The organism is Paraburkholderia sp. GAS33 (assembly GCF_050436645.1).
Taxonomy (GTDB): Bacteria; Pseudomonadota; Gammaproteobacteria; order Burkholderiales; family Burkholderiaceae; genus Paraburkholderia; species Paraburkholderia phenazinium_B.
Genome location: NZ_JBNDMP010000006.1, coordinates 61,275 through 79,941 on the forward strand (window position 1 = coordinate 61,275; position 18,667 = coordinate 79,941).

General features: G+C 62.2%; 17 protein-coding genes. 12 read left to right on the plus strand and 5 right to left on the minus strand.

Annotated features, from left to right (window positions below; translation table 11 throughout):
- Window positions 1–276: 276 nt before the first annotated feature.
- The 8 genes from P3T24_RS19745 to araD all read left to right on the plus strand — a co-directional run bounded on the left by P3T24_RS19745 (window position 277) and on the right by araD (window position 9,995).
- On the plus strand, window positions 277–1,218 hold the full coding sequence (locus P3T24_RS19745; protein ID WP_429288105.1) for a dihydrodipicolinate synthase family protein: 942 nt from the start codon (window positions 277–279) through the stop codon (window positions 1,216–1,218).
- Window positions 1,219–1,230: 12 nt separating this feature from the next.
- Entirely contained in the window at window positions 1,231–2,811 is a 1,581-nt protein-coding gene (locus tag P3T24_RS19750) for an aldehyde dehydrogenase (NADP(+)) (protein ID WP_429437010.1), read from the plus strand.
- A 100-nt stretch (window positions 2,812–2,911) separates the two neighbouring features.
- On the plus strand, window positions 2,912–3,844 hold the full coding sequence (locus P3T24_RS19755; RefSeq protein ID WP_429409136.1) for an SMP-30/gluconolactonase/LRE family protein: 933 nt from the start codon (window positions 2,912–2,914) through the stop codon (window positions 3,842–3,844).
- A gap of 167 nt (window positions 3,845–4,011) precedes the next feature.
- On the plus strand, window positions 4,012–5,190 hold the full coding sequence (locus P3T24_RS19760; RefSeq protein WP_074267638.1) for an extracellular solute-binding protein: 1,179 nt from the start codon (window positions 4,012–4,014) through the stop codon (window positions 5,188–5,190).
- Window positions 5,191–5,244: 54 nt separating this feature from the next.
- A complete protein-coding gene (locus P3T24_RS19765; RefSeq protein WP_429288102.1) occupies window positions 5,245–6,324 on the plus strand; it encodes an ABC transporter ATP-binding protein in 1,080 nt (359 codons plus the stop codon).
- Complete coding sequence (locus tag P3T24_RS19770) at window positions 6,321–7,199, plus strand: ABC transporter permease (RefSeq protein WP_429437012.1); 879 nt, start codon at window positions 6,321–6,323, stop codon at window positions 7,197–7,199. The genes P3T24_RS19765 and P3T24_RS19770 overlap by 4 nt, the downstream gene beginning before the upstream one ends.
- Window positions 7,199–8,158: an ABC transporter permease gene (locus tag P3T24_RS19775; RefSeq protein ID WP_074267641.1), complete on the plus strand. Its 960-nt coding sequence runs from the start codon at window positions 7,199–7,201 to the stop codon at window positions 8,156–8,158. The genes P3T24_RS19770 and P3T24_RS19775 overlap by 1 nt, the downstream gene beginning before the upstream one ends.
- Window positions 8,159–8,258: 100 nt before the next feature.
- Window positions 8,259–9,995 (plus strand): L-arabinonate dehydratase, encoded by a 1,737-nt coding sequence (araD, locus tag P3T24_RS19780; RefSeq protein WP_429437015.1) that lies wholly within the window; start codon window positions 8,259–8,261, stop codon window positions 9,993–9,995.
- A 102-nt stretch (window positions 9,996–10,097) separates the two neighbouring features.
- Here araD and P3T24_RS19785 read toward each other — a convergent pair whose 3' ends face one another.
- Window positions 10,098–10,703 (minus strand): short chain dehydrogenase, encoded by a 606-nt coding sequence (locus P3T24_RS19785; RefSeq protein WP_074267643.1) that lies wholly within the window; start codon window positions 10,701–10,703, stop codon window positions 10,098–10,100.
- 253 nt (window positions 10,704–10,956) lie between these two features.
- On the minus strand, window positions 10,957–11,406 hold the full coding sequence (locus P3T24_RS19790; protein WP_429288098.1) for a DUF3005 domain-containing protein: 450 nt from the start codon (window positions 11,404–11,406) through the stop codon (window positions 10,957–10,959).
- Between the two features lie 278 nt (window positions 11,407–11,684).
- Between P3T24_RS19790 and P3T24_RS19795 the strand changes: the two genes are divergently transcribed.
- The 4 genes from P3T24_RS19795 to P3T24_RS19810 all read left to right on the plus strand — a co-directional run bounded on the left by P3T24_RS19795 (window position 11,685) and on the right by P3T24_RS19810 (window position 14,913).
- The gene (locus tag P3T24_RS19795; RefSeq protein WP_074267645.1) at window positions 11,685–11,918 is read left to right on the plus strand and encodes a hypothetical protein; all 234 of its coding nucleotides are present in this window, start codon (window positions 11,685–11,687) and stop codon (window positions 11,916–11,918) included.
- Between the two features lie 105 nt (window positions 11,919–12,023).
- A complete protein-coding gene (gene epsC, locus P3T24_RS19800; protein ID WP_429437018.1) occupies window positions 12,024–12,950 on the plus strand; it encodes a serine O-acetyltransferase EpsC in 927 nt (308 codons plus the stop codon).
- 55 nt (window positions 12,951–13,005) lie between these two features.
- Window positions 13,006–13,818, plus strand: a complete 813-nt coding sequence (locus tag P3T24_RS19805; protein ID WP_429437549.1) for an AraC family transcriptional regulator — start codon at window positions 13,006–13,008, stop codon at window positions 13,816–13,818.
- A gap of 186 nt (window positions 13,819–14,004) precedes the next feature.
- On the plus strand, window positions 14,005–14,913 hold the full coding sequence (locus tag P3T24_RS19810) for a DMT family transporter (protein WP_429437020.1): 909 nt from the start codon (window positions 14,005–14,007) through the stop codon (window positions 14,911–14,913).
- Window positions 14,914–14,995: 82 nt separating this feature from the next.
- On the opposite strand, the gene folE is transcribed toward P3T24_RS19810, so the two are convergent.
- From folE to P3T24_RS19825, 3 genes are all read right to left on the minus strand, one after another.
- Window positions 14,996–15,631: a GTP cyclohydrolase I FolE gene (folE, locus tag P3T24_RS19815; protein WP_074267648.1), complete on the minus strand. Its 636-nt coding sequence runs from the start codon at window positions 15,629–15,631 to the stop codon at window positions 14,996–14,998.
- Window positions 15,632–15,764: 133 nt separating this feature from the next.
- Window positions 15,765–16,688 (minus strand): LysR family transcriptional regulator, encoded by a 924-nt coding sequence (locus P3T24_RS19820; RefSeq protein WP_429409131.1) that lies wholly within the window; start codon window positions 16,686–16,688, stop codon window positions 15,765–15,767.
- A gap of 46 nt (window positions 16,689–16,734) precedes the next feature.
- A complete protein-coding gene (locus P3T24_RS19825) occupies window positions 16,735–18,591 on the minus strand; it encodes a tetratricopeptide repeat protein (protein WP_429437023.1) in 1,857 nt (618 codons plus the stop codon).
- Window positions 18,592–18,667 lie beyond the last annotated feature (76 nt).

The window sequence follows — 18,667 nt, forward strand, 5'->3', positions numbered from 1 at the left end:
CTTATCCAGCGTGAACTAACGAATCTTGACTGCTCCGCGACGACCTTCGGTTTAAATGTTGTCATACGAAATTTAAATCACCGATCCGGCCTAAGAAAAAAGTCTCTGACAGCACCGACAGGCCGGCTTGAAGACCGGAATCGAAAGGTCGCTCTCGTCACCGTGCTTGTACGTGCGCGCGAGCACATCCTCCGAGCGTCTCGCAAATGTTGTTTGACAACCTTGCGGACCCGGTGCTACCTTGGCATCAATTCTTCGATACTGTGCTGAGGCGCCATGAAAATCTCCCCCATCCTCGATAGCGAGTTTGCCGCCACCGTGATGGCCGTGCCGCCGCTGGCCCGCCGCGCCGATTATTCGCTCGACGCCGCCGAAAACCAGAAGCTGATCCGGCACATCGAAGCCGGCGGCGTGCGCACCTTGCTGTATGGCGGCAACGCCAACCTGTATCACGTGGCCGTGAGCGAATACCGCGAACTGCTCGACATGCTCGCGGAAAGCGCGGGTCCGGACACCCGGGTGATTCCGGCCATCGGCGCCGACTACGGCAAGATGCTCGACCAGGCCCGCATCCTCGCGCAGACCTCGTATCGCACGGCGATGGTCCTGCCGCTCGCCGGCTTTACCACTTCCGAAGGCGTCGAAACCGGTCTCAAGCGGATCGTCGACGCCGCGGGAATCCCGCTCACGCTCTACGTCAAGAGCGAAAACTACGTGGACGTCGACACGCTTGCGCGCCTCGTCGACAGCGGCACGCTGATCGCGGTCAAGTACGCCATCGTGCGTGAGAACCCGGCCGACGACGTGTATCTGCGCCGTCTGCTCGAAAGCGTGCCAGCCGCTAAACTGGTGTCCGGCATGGGCGAACGTCCGGCGCTGGTGCATCTGCGTGAATTCGGTCTCGCCGCATGGACCACGGGCTCCGGCTGCATCGCCTCGCATGCCGTCATGGCGTTGCTGCGTGCCATCAAGGCCGGCCAGATGGACGAGGCCCAACGCCTTTATGACGCTTTCATGCCGCTCGAAACCTTGCGCGACGATATTTCGCTGATCCGCGTGCTGCACGACGCCGTGACTTTCTCGAAAATCGCGGACATGGGACCGATGCTGCCGCTGTTGAGTTCGAGCCCAGTGGGGCATCATGCGAGTATCGACAGCGCGACACAGGCGCTGCTCGCTTTCGAACGCCAATTTGCGGAAACCTCCGCGGCACGTTAAGGGAATTGCAAGATGCAGATCACAGGAGACATGCTTTTGGGTGGTTCCGCAGTACGCGGGACCAAAGGCACATTGCGCGCGTTCGATCCGGCGCGTAACGCGGAGATCGAACCCGCGTTCGGCGCCGGCGGCGCAGCGGATGTCGACCGCGCATGCGAGCTGGCGGCCCAGGCGTTCGACGCTTACCGTCATGCGCCGCTCGAGACGCGCGCACGTTTTCTGGAAGCGATCGGCGAGAATATCGTCGCGCTCGGCGACGCGCTGATCGAGCGCGCTCACGTTGAATCGGCGCTGCCCAAAGCGCGCCTCGAAGGCGAGCGCGCACGCACGGTCGGGCAGCTCAAGCTGTTTGCAACGCTCGTGCGCGAAGGCCGCTGGCTAACCGCTACGCTCGACTCAGCGCTGCCCGAGCGTAAGCCGTTGCCGCGCTCGGATTTGCGTCTGCAGAAGATTCCGGTCGGGCCGGTTGCCGTGTTCGGCGCGAGCAACTTCCCGCTCGCATTTTCCGTGGCGGGTGGCGATACCGCCTCCGCGCTGGCCGCCGGTTGCCCGGTAGTCGTCAAGGCGCATCCGGCCCACCTCGGCACCTCCGAACTGGTCGGACGGGCCATTCAGAAAGCCGTGGCCGATAGCGGTCTGCCGGAAGGCGTGTTCTCGCTCGTCATCGGCGCGGGTAATGAAATCGGCGAGGCGCTGGTCAAGCATCCGGCCATCAAGTCGGTGGGCTTTACCGGTTCGCGGCGCGGCGGCCTGGCGCTGGTCGACATCGCCTCGAAGCGTCGCGAGCCGATTCCCGTGTTCGCGGAGATGAGCAGCGTCAATCCGTTCTTCGTGTTCCCCGGTGCGCTGGCGAAGCGCGCCGAAACGCTGGCGAATGCGCTGGTCGATTCGGTCACGCTTGGGGTGGGCCAGTTCTGCACGAACCCGGGCCTCGTGCTGGTGCTCGAAGGGCCGCATACACGCGGCTTCATCGACGCCACCGCGCAGGCGCTCGCCAAGAAAAGCGAGCAGACGATGCTGACCGCCGGCATCGCCGCTGCCTATAAGGACGGCGTCAAGCAACGCGCGGAGCAGAGCGGCGTACAAAGCGTGGCGCAGGGCACGCCATCGGAAGCGACTTGCGCCGCCATCCCGGTCCTGTTCGAAACCACGGCGGCGAAATTTCTCGCGACAGCGCAACTCGAAGACGAAATCTTTGGGCCGACTTCGTTGATCGTCACCTGTGCGGACATCGACGAAATGCTCAAGGTGGCCGGCCATCTCGAAGGCCAGCTGACGGCGACCCTGCAACTTGAAGCCGACGATTACGCACTGGCGCGGCGTCTGTTGCCGACACTCGAGCGCAAGGTAGGCCGGATTCTGGCGAACGGTTTCCCGACGGGCGTCGAAGTTTCACATGCGATGGTTCACGGCGGCCCGTTCCCGGCTACGTCCGACGGGCGTGCGACTTCAGTGGGTGCGACCGCAATCGAGCGCTTCTTGCGCCCGGTCTGCTATCAGGACTTGCCGGCCGAACTGTTGCCCGAAGCGTTGCACGACGATAATCCGCTCAAGCTCTGGCGCCTGCGCGACGGCAAGCTTGTGCAGGGGTAAGCGTCGATCGCTTCGCACGGGCGCCGAACGAGGTGCCGTGCGAAGAAGCGCCATATGGGCGCCGTAAGAGGCACCAAACGAAGCATCCAAAGGACATTGCATGACCGAGACAAACCGACGCTATCCCGACCCCGCCGTCCGTATTCTCGATCCGCGTTTCAAAGCCTTGCGTCTTGCGTCGGCTTCAGTCGAATGCCTGTACCAGGGCGCGCGCTGGTCGGAAGGTCCGGTATGGTTTGGCGACGGGCGTTATCTGCTGTGGAGCGACATCCCGAACAACCGCATTCTGCGTTGGGATGAACACAGCGGTACGGTGACGCCGTTTCGCCAGCCGTCGAACAACGCCAACGGTCACACGCGCGACCGTGAAGGGCGGCTCATCGGTTGCGAGCATCTGACACGCCGCGTCACGCGTACCGAGTACGACGGTTCGATCACCGTGCTGGCGGATCGTTACAACGGCAAGCGCCTCAATTCGCCTAACGATGTGGTTGTCAAGTCGGACGGCTCGATCTGGTTTACGGATCCCACTTTCGGCATCGACGGGTTTTACGAAGGCGAGCACCAGGAGTCTGAATTGCCGGCCTGCGTGTACCGCGTGGACGGGCAGAGCGGCGAAGTGACGATGGTGATCGACGATGTGCTTGGCCCGAACGGGCTTGCGTTCTCGCCGGATGAAAAGATTCTGTACGTGGTCGAGTCGCGTAGCGAGCCGCGCAAGATCCGCGCGTTCGACGTCAGCGGCAACACGCTTTCGAACAACCGCGTGCTCATCGATGCGGGCCCGGGCACGCCGGACGGCTTCCGCGTGGATATTCACGGCAACCTGTGGTGCGGCTGGGGTATGGGCACCGACGAACTCGATGGTGTGCGCATCTTCACGCCGCAAGGCGAGGCGATCGGCCATATTGCATTGCCCGAGCGTTGCGCGAACGTCTGCTTTGGCGGCGTGCATCGCAATCGCCTGTTCATGGCGGCGAGCCACGGTTTGTATTCGCTGTACGTGAACACGCAGGGTGTGAAGGGTGGTTAAGCATCAAAAGGATTTTGCTGAAACAGGCTACGGCGTCTTGCCCGCGCTTTAGCCTGCGATTTGCTTGACGTGATGAATGGGCGCTGGCTATGTTGCATTGAGAGACACGTACCGCGGGCACCGCAATCCGACCGGCGGACTTCCATACCAAGAAGCGAGGAGACGTAATGACTTTTTCTGGCAGCTTGTCAGTCAGGTTAGCGAGTATCTGCGTGGCAGTGGGAACAGCGTTGGGCGCGACCTTCGCGTCGCCGGCCTATGCAGACCCCGTCACGCTCAATATCGTCGATGTAGCGGGCGATCTTCAGTTGACGCAAAAGGGCTTTGAGGCGTTCAAGGCGAAGTACCCGAACCTCGTGGCGAACATCACCTATACGAACGCTCCGGCGCCGCAATTGCCCGGCAAGATCAAGGCGATGCAGGCGGCTGGCCGCTCCGATATCGATCTGGTGCTGACCGGCACGGACGCACTCGCTGCAGGCATCGAACAGAGCCTGTGGACCAAGCTGCTGCCGGAGCAGGCCGCCACCTTCCCGGGCGTGCTCGACAAATACGCGCCTGGTCCACGCAAGATGCAGGACCTGGCGCAGGGCTTTGGGCTGGAAGTGGCGTACATGCCGGCTGGACCGCTGCTCGAATACAACCCGGCCAAGGTCACCGATCCGCCGAAGACTCCCGATCAGTTGCTGCAATGGTGCAAGGCGCATCCGAACAAGCTGATCTACGCCCGTCCGGCTAACTCCGGCCCGGGCCGCACGTTCCTGATGGGGCTGCCGTATGTGCTTGGCGACAAGGACCCGCGCGATCCGGTGCACGGCTGGGACAAGACCTGGGCATTCCTCAAGCAGCTGAACGACTGCATTCCGTATTACCCTGGCGGCACATCGGCGGTGATGAAGGAACTCGGCGAAGGCACTCGCGACATGACGGTGACGGTGACCGGCTGGGACATCAACCCGCGTGCGCTCGGGATCGTACCGGCGGAGTTCCGTGTGCAGAACTTCGACAACATGACGTGGGTCGACGACGCGCACTACATGGTGATTCCGAAGGGCGTGCCGAAAGAGAAGCTCGACGTGCTCTACAAGCTGATGAACTTCATGCTGGAACCGGCGCAGCAGGCGTTGACCTATGACGATGGCTACTTCTACCCGGGACCGGCTATCAAGGGCGTGACCGTCGATCAGGCGCCGGCGCATAGCCAGGAAGTCCTGAAGAAATACGGCCGACCGGAATATACGCAAATGCTGGCCGCTCATCCGCACGTTCTGCCGCTAGACGCTGCTGCGATGGTCGCCGCGTTCCAGAAGTGGGACCGTGATATCGGCGCGCAGAAAAGCCAATAGCCGGAGCGCGGGCTACGGCCCGCCTCCGCTTTGCATGGGACGGGAGTAAGCGCCATGAAGCCTCATTTTGAGCAGTTGCGTCTCGATTCGGTGAGCCGCAGTTTTACGAATGCTGAAGGGCATCCTGTGGCTGCGTTGCAGGGCCTCGATCTGAACATCCAGCGCGGCGAGTTCATTGCGTTGCTGGGGCCGTCCGGGTGCGGCAAGTCGACCGCGCTCAATTGCATCGCCGGCTTGCAACCGCTCACCGGCGGCGGCATCTGGCTCGACGACACCCGTATCGACGTCCTGCCGCCGGAAAAGCGCGGCTTCGGCATGGTGTTTCAGAACTACGCATTGTTTCCACACATGAGCGTACTCGACAACGTCGGCTTTGGACTGAAGATGCGCGGCGTCGCGAGAAGCGAGGCGGTGCGCCGCGCGCGCGAAGCCTTGCAGCTCGTGCAACTGGTCGGGCATGAAGGCAAGCTGCCGGGTCAGTTGTCCGGCGGCCAGCAACAGCGCGTAGCAATCGCGCGGGCCATCGTGATCGAGCCGCCACTCGTGCTGATGGATGAACCTTTGTCGAATCTCGATACGAAGCTGCGCATCGAGATGCGCGCGGAGATTCGCCGCATCCATAGTCAGCTCGAGCGCGCGACGATCTACGTGACGCATGATCAGGACGAAGCGCTTTCGATGGCAGACCGCATCGTCGTGATGAAGGAGGGTGTCGTGCAGCAGGTGGCGACGCCGAAGGAAGTGTATGGACGGCCGAAGAACCTGCACGTCGCGCGTTTTATGGGTTATCGCAACGTGATGGAGTTCACGCTCGAAGGCACGCAGGGAGAAGCGGTTGCGGTGAACGCGAACGGTGTCCGTCTATTGGGTATGCCGATGCACGGCTTCAACAGCAAGCGGGTGAATGTGGCCATGCGTCCTGAAGATCTGGAACGCAGCACGCCCGGCGCCGAGAACGCGTTTGACGTCGAGGTAACGACCGTCGAATACGGCGGCCGCGATTCGCTGATTCGTGTGAAATCGGCGTTCGGCGATCTGTGGGCACGCGTGGCGGGTGACTTCGCGGAGGGCGAGCGCATTACGTTGCGCGTGCCGCCTTCACGCACACTCGTCTACGACGGCGACGCGCTATGAACGCCGGCACGCTGTCGCCGCCGGTCGCTGCGCGCGATCCCAAGGGCTGGCTGGTTGCGCCTGCGCTGATCTTTATCGTTGCGCTGTTTATCTACCCATTCGCCTACGGCCTGGTGCTGTCGTTCCAGCCGATGAACGGCGGTGGCCTGTGGGCGAACTACGTCGCGTTCTTCACCGATACGTCGATGTGGCCGACCATCCTGGTCACGTTGAAACTCGCGGTGCCTGCAACGCTGATCAATGTGGGCGTGTCGATTCCAGTAGCCTTCGCGTTGCGCCGTAATTCGCCGTATCAGAAGCTCGTCACGACGCTGCTAGTGATTCCGGTCACGCTCGGCACGGTGTTGATTGCGGACGGCATGCTCACGTATTTCGGGCCGAACGGCTGGTTTCCGCAGGCGCTGCAAGGCCTGCATCTGTATACCGACGAAGTACGGCTCACTCACAATTATTGGGGTGTCCTGATTTCGCTGATCGTGTCGGGCTTTCCGTTTGCGTTTCTGCTGACGCTGTCGTACGTGACGGGGATCGATCCGACGCTTGCCAGCGCCGCCGCCACGCTCGGCGCGAGCCCGTGGCAGCAGTTTCTGCGCATTTACCTGCCGCTGCTGGTGCCCGGTTTGACGATGGCCGCTTGCCTCTCGTTCGTGCAGGCGTTTTCGGTGTTCCCCTCGGCGGTGCTGCTCGGCGCGCCGGCGGGACCGACGCGGGTGATGTCGATTGCCGCCGCCGAAGCCGCGTTCGAAAACTACGATTACTCGCTTGCGTCGGCCATCGCGATGGTGATGGGCTTCGTGCAGTTGCTGGTGGTCGCGGGAATGCTGGGTGCGCGCCGCTTCTTCTATAGCGGTCCGGTGACAGGAGGGAAGGGCTGATGACAACCGATCATCACGCTACGCAAGCGTGGCCCGCCTCCGCCAAGCCGCAAACCCAGGCCGGCCAGACCGAAGACGATAGCGCGGGCCGCAATCGCGGCGTGCAGCCGGGCAAAGCCGTCAAACAGCGCACGCCGCTTGCCGAGCGGATCTGGAAAGTGCTGGTGTGGGGCGCGATGGTGTTTTTCCTCCTCAACGTCCTGCTGCTGATCGCGACGGTGGCTGTCAACTCGGTGGGCACGCGCTGGTTCGGCACGCTGCTTCCGCAAGGCTTCACGCTGCATTGGTACGCGCAGGCATGGAGCGACTTCCAGTTGGCGAGCGTGCTGTGGGTCACAGTGGAAGTGGTTGGCGCCGTGGTGATCCTGTCGGTATTGCTCGGTGTGCCGGCCGCCTATGCATTGGCACGCGTGCAGTTCCCCGGCAAACGCTTCGCAGTGCTGGTGTTTCTGCTGCCATTGATGGTGCCGCCGGTCACGTACGGCATTCCAATGGCGACGGTGATGTACAAGGTCGGTCTCGCCGGCACATTGCCCGGTGTGATTCTCGCGAATCTCGTGCCGGCGCTGCCGTTCGTGATTCTGGTGATGACGCCGTTCATCGAGCAGATCGACCCGAATCTCGAAGCGGCTGCGCGGATCTTCGGCGCGAATACGTTCCGCTATTTCCGTTACGTGCTGCTGCCGCTGCTGGTGCCCGGCATGCTGGCGGCGGGGTTGCTCGTACTGGTGCGCACCATCGGCATGTTCGAATTGACCTTCTTTACTGCCGGACCCGGCACGCAGACGCTGGTGGTCGCGCTGTACTACGCGGTGTTTTCGACCGGGGTGCGCGCGCCGCAATCGATCGATGCGATGGCGATGATCTATATGGCGATCACGCTGGTATGGGTGTTGATCGCGCTGCAATTCGTGAGCCCGACACAGATCGTCTCACGTGTGAAGGAACAGAAGCGCTGAGCCAAACGAACTGCCGCGCGAGGTAACGCGGCGGTTCGGCAGGCGTGCTCAGCGTGTTTTATTAACGAGCTTTGTAGTCAAGACGTCGTTGGAGAGTGTTGTGACCAAGAGAAAGACCCCTGAAGAATTGCGCAGCCATCGCTGGTATGGCGTAAATGACCTGCGCTCGTTCGGCCACCGTTCGCGCACCTCGCAGATGGGCTATAGCCGCGAGGAATATGCAGGCAAGCCGGTAATCGCGATCCTCAACACGTGGAGCGAGATGAACCCGTGCCACACGCACTTCAAGCAGCGTGTGGAAGAAGTTAAACGGGGTATCTGGCAGGCGGGTGGCTTCCCGATCGAGCTGCCGGTGCAGACGCTCTCCGAGCCGTTCCAGAAGCCCACCACGATGCTCTACCGCAACTTCCTTGCGATGGAAGCGGAAGAGACACTGCGCTCGTATCCGGCAGACGGCGTGGTGCTGATGGGCGGCTGCGACAAGACCACGCCGGCCTTGCTGATGGGCGCGATCTCGATGGATCTGCCGACCATCTTCCTGCCGGCCGGTCCGATGCTGAACGGCAACTGGAACGGCGTGACGCTCGGCTCCGGTTCGGACACCTGGAAGTACTGGGCCGACCTGCGCGCGGGCAAGATCACCGAGCAGGACTGGCAGGGCGTGGAAGGCGGCATCGCGCGCTCGCCGGGCCACTGTATGACGATGGGCACGGCCTCGACCATGACGAGCGCAGCGGAAGCGCTGGGCTTCACGCTGCCGGGCTTCGCCTCGACGCCTGCGCCGGATTCGCGCCACGCGCAACTGTCGGCGAAAACCGGCATGCGGATTGTCGAGATGGTGTGGGAAGACCTGAAGCCGTCGGATATCATCACGGCGGGTTCGATCGATAACGCCGTGACCACGTGTCTGGCGCTCTCCGGTTCGACCAATGCGATCGTGCATATGATTGCGCTGGCACGCCGTGCCGGCATCGACCTGACGCTCAACCGCTACGACGATATCTCGCGGCAGACGCCGGTGCTGGCGAACGTCCGCCCGACCGGTTCGTATCTGATGGAAGACTTCTACTATGCGGGTGGCCTGCAGGCGATGCTGGCCGAACTCGGCGATCTGATCGACCGCTCGCAGAAGACTGTGAACGGCCGCACGATCGGTGAGAACCTCGAAGGCGCGAAGATCTTCAACGACGACGTGATCCGCCGCCGCGCTGCGCCGCTGTTGCCGAACAATGGTCTCGCCGTATTGCGCGGCAATATTGCGCCGGACGGAGCCGTCATCAAGCCGGGTGCGGCCGATCCGAAGCTGCACGTGCATACCGGCCGCGCAGTGGTGTTCAAGGACTACAACGATATGGCGGCGCGCATCGACGATGACGCGCTCGATATCGACGAGACCTGTGTGATCGTGCTGCAGCATGCGGGTCCGGTGGGCGCACCGGGCATGCCGGAGTGGGGCCAGTTGCCGATTCCGAAGAAGCTGCTGCAACAGGGCGTGCGCGACATGCTGCGCATCTCCGATGCACGGATGAGCGGCACGAGCTACGGTGCGTGCGTGCTGCACGTGGCGCCGGAATCGTTTATCGGCGGACCGTTCGCGCTGGTGCAGGACGGCGACATGATCGAACTTGACGTGCCGCAACGCAAACTCAATGTGCTGGTATCGGACGAGGAACTGGCGCGCCGCAGGGCCGCGTGGGTCGAACCGGCGCCGCGCTTTACGCGCGGTTACGGTGCGATGCATCAGGTACACGTGATGCAGGCCAACAAGGGTTGCGACTTCGACTTCCTGCAGCGCGACGGTGCGGCTGAGGCGGGCAGCGAGCCGGAAATTCACTGAGTGTTTTGCTCGGGGCGGCGGGACGTTTTTGGTCGCGTCCCACCGCCGTCAGTTGCCTGGCGCCGCCAGGCAACTGACACGTCATTGCGCGTCAACGCATCGTCAAGACCCGATGCGATAGACGCGTCCCGTCTGCGCGCCTTCTACGCTGCGCAGATACCCCTGCGCAGCGCGCTGGGCCGTCACAGGTTCGAAGCCGCGGAAATACGGCGCGTAGCCTCCCATCGATTCGGTCAGCACCGTCGGGCTCACCAGGTTGATGCGGATACCGCGCGGCAATTCGATCGCCGCTCCGCGCACAAAACCTTCCAGCGCGAGATTAACGGTAGTCGCGTTCGCGCCTTCCCGGATCGGCTCCTCGGCGAGGATGCCGCTGGTCAGCGTAAACGAGCCGCCGTCGTTGACGTACTGCTGCGCCGCGAGCACCACGTTGATCTGTCCCATCAGCTTGTCGCGTAAGCCGACCCAGAACTGTTCGATCGTCATCTCCGGCAGCGGGCCGAAATGTACCTTGCCCGTGGTGGTGACGACGCCATCCACCTTGCCGATTTCGCGGAACAGCTTTTCGATGCTCGCAGGATCCGTGCTGTCGACGCGATATTGGCCGCGCGTCGCACCCACTTCGATTACTTCATGGCGGGCCTTCAATTCGGCGCTCACTGCCTGGCCGAGTGTGCCGGTAGCGCCAATCACGACGATCTTTTTCATCTGCCACCCCTGAATGTTAAATGTGGGTTCGATTGTCGACGGGATAGGGAGCGGGAGTAAGAGGGTGCGGCTTGCAAGTGCTTAAACCTGCAGTTTCGAATCGTCTTGCGAAGCGGCGTGTCGATGCAGCGACGCGTAGCGCCACGTCGTCATTCAAACGGTACGCGCTACGCGGATTCCCTCCGGTCCGGGCGAAAGAGGAAGAAAGTAAACGCTGCGCCGCATGAGTCTCGTGAGCTCATGCGGTGCAAGGTCAGTCCTTGGTCCTGCGCTGCAGCTCGATGACGCGCGTCGGCCGCATATGGTTCAGCGCGTAATGAATGCGCCCACGGTCCTGACGGCTCCCCACCGGCCGCGGATCGTCGAACTGATGATCTTCATCGTAGGCCGACTGCGGCCCGACCATGCCCTTGTCGATCACCGTATAGCCCGGCTCTAACGCGAGCAGTAGGCGATTGCCGCCAACGCGGCTGTCGAAGCCGCCAAGACCGTCGCCTGCTTCCGGCACACTGTTCACCAGCGTGGCGTTGGTGGTTGTGACTTCGTCCGGTCCAATCGGGCTATGGCCCGCGAGACGCGCAGCTTCGAGATTCTTGCCGTCGGTGTCGACGGTGCTGTCGTGAGTGCGGTCGTTGTGCAGCTCTGTGCTGCTCGGACCGCCGGTGCCGGGCTTACGGGTGGTGTCTGTGACATTGCTGTTCATTATGCTTTCTCCTTGAAGACAACATAGGTGAGTGCAGCAAAAGTTGTTCCGGGTCTTCCCTGAGTGGTGCTGCACGGTTCAGCTTGCACCAGGGCGGGCGTATGACATTCTTTTGATTTTTTTTTGACCAGCGCGTATTTTCTACAGAGTATGATCTTAATCCGACGAGTCAGCGCGGTTATTAAATCGACGGTTTTTACCGAGCCGTTTCAGCGTGACCAGAGAGAGACGGCGCTGCTTGAGCCAACTATATACGAGGCAATCAGGGGCGGTGACACATGCACTTCGATGCTGCATTCACACATCGCGGCTACTTGCTGAATTGCGAGCCGGCGCGCGCAGGAGATGGAACGTGGCAACCTTACGTGGTGATCTCCCGTTCGAGCGACGGCGAACTGGTGGCCAACCGTTTCTTCCCTACCGATTTCCGCTTTACCGATGAAGCCGCCGCGATCGCGCATGCGCGAGACTGGGCGGTGCGCTGGATCGACGCCAGCAGCGTCACCATATGACGCTGCTGGCCTGGATGCAGCGCCGCGCGAGCGGCGGCAAAACGCGGTAATCTCTGGGGACAATTCACTCTGAACCGTGCTCGCCGCACGGGCGCCGTCCTCACCATGTCAAACCGTCCTTCCCATAACTGGGGCCTCGAGCAGATCGTCGCAGACCTGCGCGAGTCGCGCGAGCAGTTGCACCGCACCCGCCACCCGCTCGGCATTCGCGACCTGCCCTCACGCGAGGCAGTGGGCAGTATCGTCACGGGCCTGCGCGCCGCGCTCTTTCCGACCCACTATGGTGCGCCCGACCTGACTGACGAGACTGTCGACTACTACGTTGGGCACACGCTCGAAAGCACCTTGCGGCTGCTCGCCGAACAGATTCGCCGCGCCTTGCGATTCCTGCCGGAACACGCCGAGACAGCGGAGACGGAGCTGGGCGAGCGCGCGTTCGAGGTGGCGCGTGAATTCGGCACGCAGTTGCCTGGTATCCGCGCGCTGCTGGTCAGCGACATTCAGGCCGCATTCACGGGCGACCCCGCTGCGCAGCACATTACCGAAATCCTGCTCTGCTATCCGGGCGTATGGGCGATGACGCACCACCGCCTCGCGCACGCACTGCACCGGCTCGGTGTGCCGTTGCTGGCACGCTTTATCAACGAGATCGCACATTCGGCCACTGGCATTGATATCCACCCTGGCGCGCAGATCGGGCCGAGTTTTTTCATTGACCATGGCACGGGTGTGGTAATTGGCGAGACCGCTGTGATCGGCGAGCGCGTGCGGGTGTATCAGGCCGTGACGCTCGGCGCGAAAAGCTTCGCGGCGGATGTGGATGGCACGCTGGTCAAGGGCAATGCCCGCCATCCGGTCGTTGAAGATGACGTCGTGATCTACGCCGGCGCGACGATTCTCGGACGTGTGACGATTGGGCGAGGCTCGGTGATCGGCGGCAATGTCTGGTTGACGCACAGCGTGCCGCCGGGCAGCAGCGTCTCGCAGGGCAAGATCCGCGAAGGCGATCGCAAGGACGACGGGGGGCGTTGATGCCGACGCTCTTCCACGCTTGGAGGAGCTCGCCGTGACTGGCGGTCGCGTCTATATGCCCCGCTGCGCGATCGCCGGTGTAGAGGCGACGATTGCGGAAACGGCACATGCATTTCCACGACACTCGCACGACCGCTTCGGCGTTGGGGTGATCGTGCGAGGCGGACACCGCTCGGCGAGCGGGCGCGGCGTGGTGGAAGCGCGCATGAATGACGCGATCATGGTCAACCCTGGGGAAGTCCACGACGGCAGTCCGCTGGACGAGCGTGGCCGCGCATGGCGCATGCTTTACTTCGAGCCGGCACTTCTGCGCGATGTTACGGGTGAACTGGTAGCGCAGGGACCAGCCGGCGTGCCGCATCAGATGATTGAATTGACGCAGCCGGTCGCTCACGATCCTGTATTGAACGCCCTGTTCGATCGGCTGTTCCTGGTGTCCGTTACGGTAGCCGGCCCCGGCGATGCACTGGCGCGCGAAACGGCGCTACTGCATATGCTCGGGCATCTCGCGCGGCGCCACACTACATTGAGGTACGTTTCGCCGCGCGACGTGGCGACTCCGATTGCGCGCGCCAAAGCCCGCATCGACGATGATCCCGCAGCACAGCTTACGCTCGCGGAGCTGGCCGCCGAGGCGGGCATGAGCCGCTTTCAGTTGCTGCGCAACTTCGCGCAAGCACTAGGGCTGCCGCCGCATGCGTACCGTATGCAGCGGCGCGTTGTGCTGGCTCGTCAGCTGATTGCGCGTGGCACTGCGCTTGCCGAGACGGCGGCTGCCGCGGGATTTGCGGACCAGAGTCATATGACGCGTGCATTCGTGCGTTTGCTCGGTGTGACGCCGGCTAACTACGCCGCGGCGATCCGCTAGCGATCCGTTCGGCGTCTCGCGTGGGCCGCGTGGCCCGTGTTCGCAGCGTTCTCTCCTTTCTTTTGCATGCGGCGGCGCGCACGGCGATCTGCGCGCGTCAACACGCGGTACGCTGCAATTTCGTTCAAGACCGTCCGCTGCGCGACTTCTAAGCTGGCCGCTCATTCAATCATGAACGGCGGCAGAATGAATTCGCGTTACGTCGGCTATCTGTTTTGCGGTCTGGCGATGATCGGTGTCGGCAGCACGGTCGTGGTCAGCAAGACAATCGCGGCCGGGCTGCCGCCGTTTTCGGCCACTGCGTTGCGTTTTGCGATCGCGTTTCCTGTGTTCCTGCTAGTGATGCGCGTGCGCGGTGTGCGTTGGCCTCGCCTTGCGTGGCGAGACGTGCTGCTGCTGATCGCGCAGGCAGGCGCGGGCAGCGTCGGCTACACGGTGTTTCTGATCAGCGGCATGAAGCTCGCTTCGGCAGCGGATGCCGGCGTGATTGCGGGCACTCTTCCGGCCGTGTCGGCACTCGTGGCGATGCTGGCGCTCGGCGAGCGTCCAGCGCCTTCGCTAGTCGGCGCCATTATTCTTGCGACATCAGGCGTGCTGGTTTGCACCGTGCGGCTGGGCGACCTTGGCGTCCCGCGTGCAGCGAGTTCGATAGCGGGGAATGCACTGGTGTTTATCGCGATCGTGTGCGAAGCGTTATTCATTCTGCTTAACCGCAAACTGCGCACGCCGGTGGCGGCGCTGCCGCTGTCCGCATTGATGAGTGGAATAGGCTTCGCGGTGGCAATCGTACCAGCGGCCTTTGAGCACGCATGGCGCCTGCCGTTCGATGCAGCCGCGCTGGCTGGCGTTGTCTATTACGCCCTGGTGCCGACGGTTGGCGGGTTCGTGCTGTGGTATGCGGGGGCCGCCCGGATCAGCGGCGCGGAAGCTGGCCTCATGACGGCGCTCGTGCCTATCAGCGCCGTAGTGATGGCGGCGGCGTTTCTACGCGAGCCGGTGACGGGTGCGCAGCTTACCGGGGTGGTGTGTGTGCTCGGCGCGGTTTTGCTTGCGACGATGGGGCACCTGAAGCGCGCACCGCGTCGCACAGCGTGACGCGGCGTACCTTGCTGCGGCTTTGATCGCGGGTCTGAGCGCCGATCCCGCGACGGAACTTTGCGAGCACCTGGGTGCGTGCTCAGGTATTCGACACTGCCACGACACCAGGATGGCCGACGATCGACAGGAATTCCCGACGCGTGGACGGATCCGTGCGAAATGTGCCGAGCATGCGCGAGGTGACCATCGTGACGCCGGCCTTGTGCACGCCGCGTGTCGACATGCATTGATGAGCCGCTTCGAGGATCACGCCGACCCCGGCCGGTTGCAGTACTTCATTGAGCGTATCGGCGATCTGCACAGTCATCTTCTCCTGGATCTGCAGACGCTTGGCGAACGCATCGACGAGTCGCGCCAGCTTCGAAATCCCCACTACGCGATGGCCCGGTAAATAGGCGACATGCGCACGACCGATGATCGGCACCATGTGATGCTCGCAATAGCTTTCGAAGCGGATGTCTTTCAGCACGATCATCTCGTCGTAGCCATCCACCTCGGAGAAGGTGCGAGCGAGCAGTTCGCGCGGATCGACCGAATAGCCCGCAAAGAACTCTTCATAGGAGCGCACGACGCGCGCCGGCGTATCGAGCAGTCCTTCACGTTGCGGATCGTCGCCGGCCCAGCGCAACAACACGCGTACGGCATCTTCCGCCTCTTCACGCGTCGGGCGGCCAAGGGCTTCGCTTTGTTTGGTCTTCTTTGCCTTGCTGGTCATCCTTCACTCCTGTGAGGTCGCACGTCTACCAGGTCCGACCGGTACCGGTCATTGTTCCATGTTTTGCGATGCGGTGTGTAAGGCTGCAGCTTTATAACCGTGAGCGCTGGTCCGCGGCACCGCAATGCGCCGGCTATTTCGGCCACTCGTCCATGGCGTCGTTAAAGAGTTCGGCGACGACACTACGCAGCCAACTCGCACGCGGGTCGTTATGAAACTTGCGATGCCAGTGCTGCTTCAGATCGAAGCGCGGCAGTTCGAGCGGCGGTTCGACGAGCATGATGGAGGCATGTTCCGAGACGTACGCAAAGCCGATTGCGTGCGGCACCGTGGCGATCAGGTCGGTGCGCGCGAGAATGAACGGCAAGCTCATGAAATGCGAAGTTTCGAGCACCGCGCGGCGCCGGATGCGTTTTTTCTCGAGGAATTGCTCGAGGACTTCCTGACTGCGTCCTTCGGCACGCACGACAGCATGTCCACATCCGATGAACTGCGACAGCGTCAACGGTTCGCGCGCGAGCGGATGATCGCTGCGCATCAGACAAATGAAGCGATGCGTGAAGAGGCGCTGCTGAAAGAAGTTGTTCCCCGAGAGGTCCGGGAAGTAGCCGACCGCCAGATCCACGTCGCCTGATTCGAGACCGCGCTCGATTTGCGAAGGCGGCAGTGAGACCGAGCGTAGATTCGCGCGTGGCGCTCGTTCGGCGAACATTTGCAGCAGACGCGGCAGAAAGACGATTTCGCCGACGTCGGAGAGAGCGATCGAAAATGTCTGGGTGGTGGTGGACGGCTCGAAGTCCTGCGCGTCCAGCATGCCTTGCTCGATGCGCAGCAGCGCGTCGCGCGCCGCGGGAATCAGCGCGAGAGCACGCGGCGTCGGCTCCATGCCGCGCGAAGTGCGCACGAACAGTTGATCGCCGAAATACTCGCGCAGCCGGCCGAGCGCCGTACTTACGCGTGGCTGGCTGACGCCCAGACGCTCCGCGGCGCGGCTCACGTTGCGGGTTTCCTCCATTGCAACGAGGTAGGGGATCAGGTTGAGGTCTAGTTCGGGCATGCCGGCAGCACAAGGGAGTATCGGTTTAACGCATATACCTTACTCCTTAAATCGCGCTGGCGGATATTGGGGAAAGCGCCGAAGGGGCCGTTTGCCACTCGCGTAGCGCATGCCTTACCTCGTCGACGACGGCCTCCCATTCTCCCAACCGACGTTGCCGGAACAGGCGCATTGATGGATACCAGGGGCTATCTGTTCTGTCCGTCAGCCAGCGCCAGTCCGCGCAGGCGGGTATAAGCGTCCACACGGGCAAGCCCGCGGCTCCGGCAAGGTGGGCAACGGAGGTGTCTACCGAAATGAGCAGATCGAGCGTTTGAAGTATCGCGAGCGTATCGGTGAAGTCTTCGATTGCGGGGCCTAACGTGTACACGTCGAAGTCATTGCCGAGACGTTCGGCCTCGCGTTCGCGCTCGCCTTTCTGCACGGAATACCAGCTGACCTGCGGGAGGTTGAAGAGCGGCTTTAGCGCCTCGATCCGGATAGACCGGTAACGGTCGAGAGCGTGGGTCGCGCTGCCTGCCCACACCACGGCGATACGTTTGCCTCCTTCGCTCATCTTTCGCGATGACAGGGCATCAATGTAGCCCTGCCAATAGCGAAACTTGTGAGGCGTCGTGGCGAGATACGGCATCGCAATGGGGAGCATGGGCAAGCTGAGTTTCATGCGCTCTGGAATCCTTAGCATATGACTCCAGTAGTCGTAAGGTCCGGGAGGTACGGTAGTCCATACGGTTCGCACGGTCGTCATGCTGGCAGCTAGCCCTGCTATGGGCTCGCTTACCAGCACGTCGACGATTGCTCGTTGTTGATGCAACCATTCAGCAAACCGGATGAACTGGATTTCATCGCCACGTCCTTGTTCACCAACCAGCAGGAATAGACGTCCCGCAACCGATTCACCCTGCCATTCAGGAAACGGTGGACGGACCACTTCTTTCTCCCGGCCGGGGATTTTGTAGAACCATCCGTATCGCTGCCAGCCTTCTTCGAAATCGCCCAATCCAAGTTGCACACCGGCCAGTTGAAATTGCATATATGGGTTATCCGGCATAAGCCGCGCAGCCTCCATGCTGTGTGGCCGGCTTGCGGCGAGGTCACCCTGCATGCCGAGTGCGCGCGCTGCGTTGTGGTGCAGTAAGGGATGGCGTGGATCGATGGCGAGTCCCTGTGTCGCGACGCTGTATGCGTCGCTGAAATGATCGTTGGTGTTCAATACGAACGACAGCGATTTGAGCGCCTCGGCGTCGCGGGCAAAGCGGGTTCGGATCTGCGCGGTCGCCAAGTTGAGCTGACTGGTACGGTTTGTCTTTGCCAGTGCTGCAATCAGATCAAGGCCGTCCTGCAGGCTGGATGCATCGAGCGTCCATGCGCGCAACCAGTAATCGGCGGCGTCATCGATGTGGCCGATTTGCGCGCTGATTCGGGCCAAGGCACGAATTGCATGATGCAACGCTGGCTCGATTTCAAGGGACTTTTTGTAGTGGGTGATTGCCTCGCTAAAGCGGCCGGACAACCGCAGGCTGTCAGCGAGGTTCCTGTGAAGGCTGGCGGTGCTGCCGCCCAATGCGATCGCGCGACGATAGAACGCGTCGGCGCAAACGATGTCTCCCTGCAACGCCGCGAGCAGGCCGGCGTGCTCCCACAGATCGGCGCGGTCAGGGGCGACTTGCAGCGCCTGTTCAAGATAGCCGCGCGCCTGGTTCATGTCGTTCGCATGCACGCAGGCGAGTCCCATCAGATGCAGCGCGTGCACATGGCGCGGGCTGATGGCGAGCACTTTGCGGTAACCATTCATCGCCTCGATGAAACGCCGCGCGGCAAAGTCAGTGTCGGCGAGTGCGACAAGCGCCTCCACGTCCAGGGTTGCGTCGACGTCGTTGTTAGGCGGATGGTTGAGCTGCAAGATATTTTGTCTCTATGATGAATTGTGGTTCGATCTGGCTCATTCAATTTGGTTAGTTAAGAATCCTGATGAAGTG

Bases quoted from the DNA above. Each gene is read 5' to 3' on its own strand.
- P3T24_RS19775 (WP_074267641.1), top strand. From the start codon at position 7,199: ATGACAACCGATCATCACGCTACGCAAGCGTGGCCCGCCTCCGCCAAG.
- P3T24_RS19820 (WP_429409131.1), bottom strand. From the start codon at position 16,688: ATGCCCGAACTAGACCTCAACCTGATCCCCTACCTCGTTGCAATGGAG.
- P3T24_RS19810 (WP_429437020.1), top strand. From the start codon at position 14,005: ATGAATTCGCGTTACGTCGGCTATCTGTTTTGCGGTCTGGCGATGATC.
- epsC (WP_429437018.1), top strand. From the start codon at position 12,024: ATGTCAAACCGTCCTTCCCATAACTGGGGCCTCGAGCAGATCGTCGCA.
- P3T24_RS19805 (WP_429437549.1), top strand. From the start codon at position 13,006: ATGCCCCGCTGCGCGATCGCCGGTGTAGAGGCGACGATTGCGGAAACG.
- P3T24_RS19760 (WP_074267638.1), top strand. From the start codon at position 4,012: ATGACTTTTTCTGGCAGCTTGTCAGTCAGGTTAGCGAGTATCTGCGTG.
- P3T24_RS19765 (WP_429288102.1), top strand. From the start codon at position 5,245: ATGAAGCCTCATTTTGAGCAGTTGCGTCTCGATTCGGTGAGCCGCAGT.
- P3T24_RS19790 (WP_429288098.1), bottom strand. From the start codon at position 11,406: ATGAACAGCAATGTCACAGACACCACCCGTAAGCCCGGCACCGGCGGT.
- P3T24_RS19785 (WP_074267643.1), bottom strand. From the start codon at position 10,703: ATGAAAAAGATCGTCGTGATTGGCGCTACCGGCACACTCGGCCAGGCA.
- P3T24_RS19770 (WP_429437012.1), top strand. From the start codon at position 6,321: ATGAACGCCGGCACGCTGTCGCCGCCGGTCGCTGCGCGCGATCCCAAG.
- P3T24_RS19750 (WP_429437010.1), top strand. From the start codon at position 1,231: ATGCAGATCACAGGAGACATGCTTTTGGGTGGTTCCGCAGTACGCGGG.
- P3T24_RS19795 (WP_074267645.1), top strand. From the start codon at position 11,685: ATGCACTTCGATGCTGCATTCACACATCGCGGCTACTTGCTGAATTGC.
- P3T24_RS19745 (WP_429288105.1), top strand. From the start codon at position 277: ATGAAAATCTCCCCCATCCTCGATAGCGAGTTTGCCGCCACCGTGATG.
- P3T24_RS19755 (WP_429409136.1), top strand. From the start codon at position 2,912: ATGACCGAGACAAACCGACGCTATCCCGACCCCGCCGTCCGTATTCTC.
- folE (WP_074267648.1), bottom strand. From the start codon at position 15,631: ATGACCAGCAAGGCAAAGAAGACCAAACAAAGCGAAGCCCTTGGCCGC.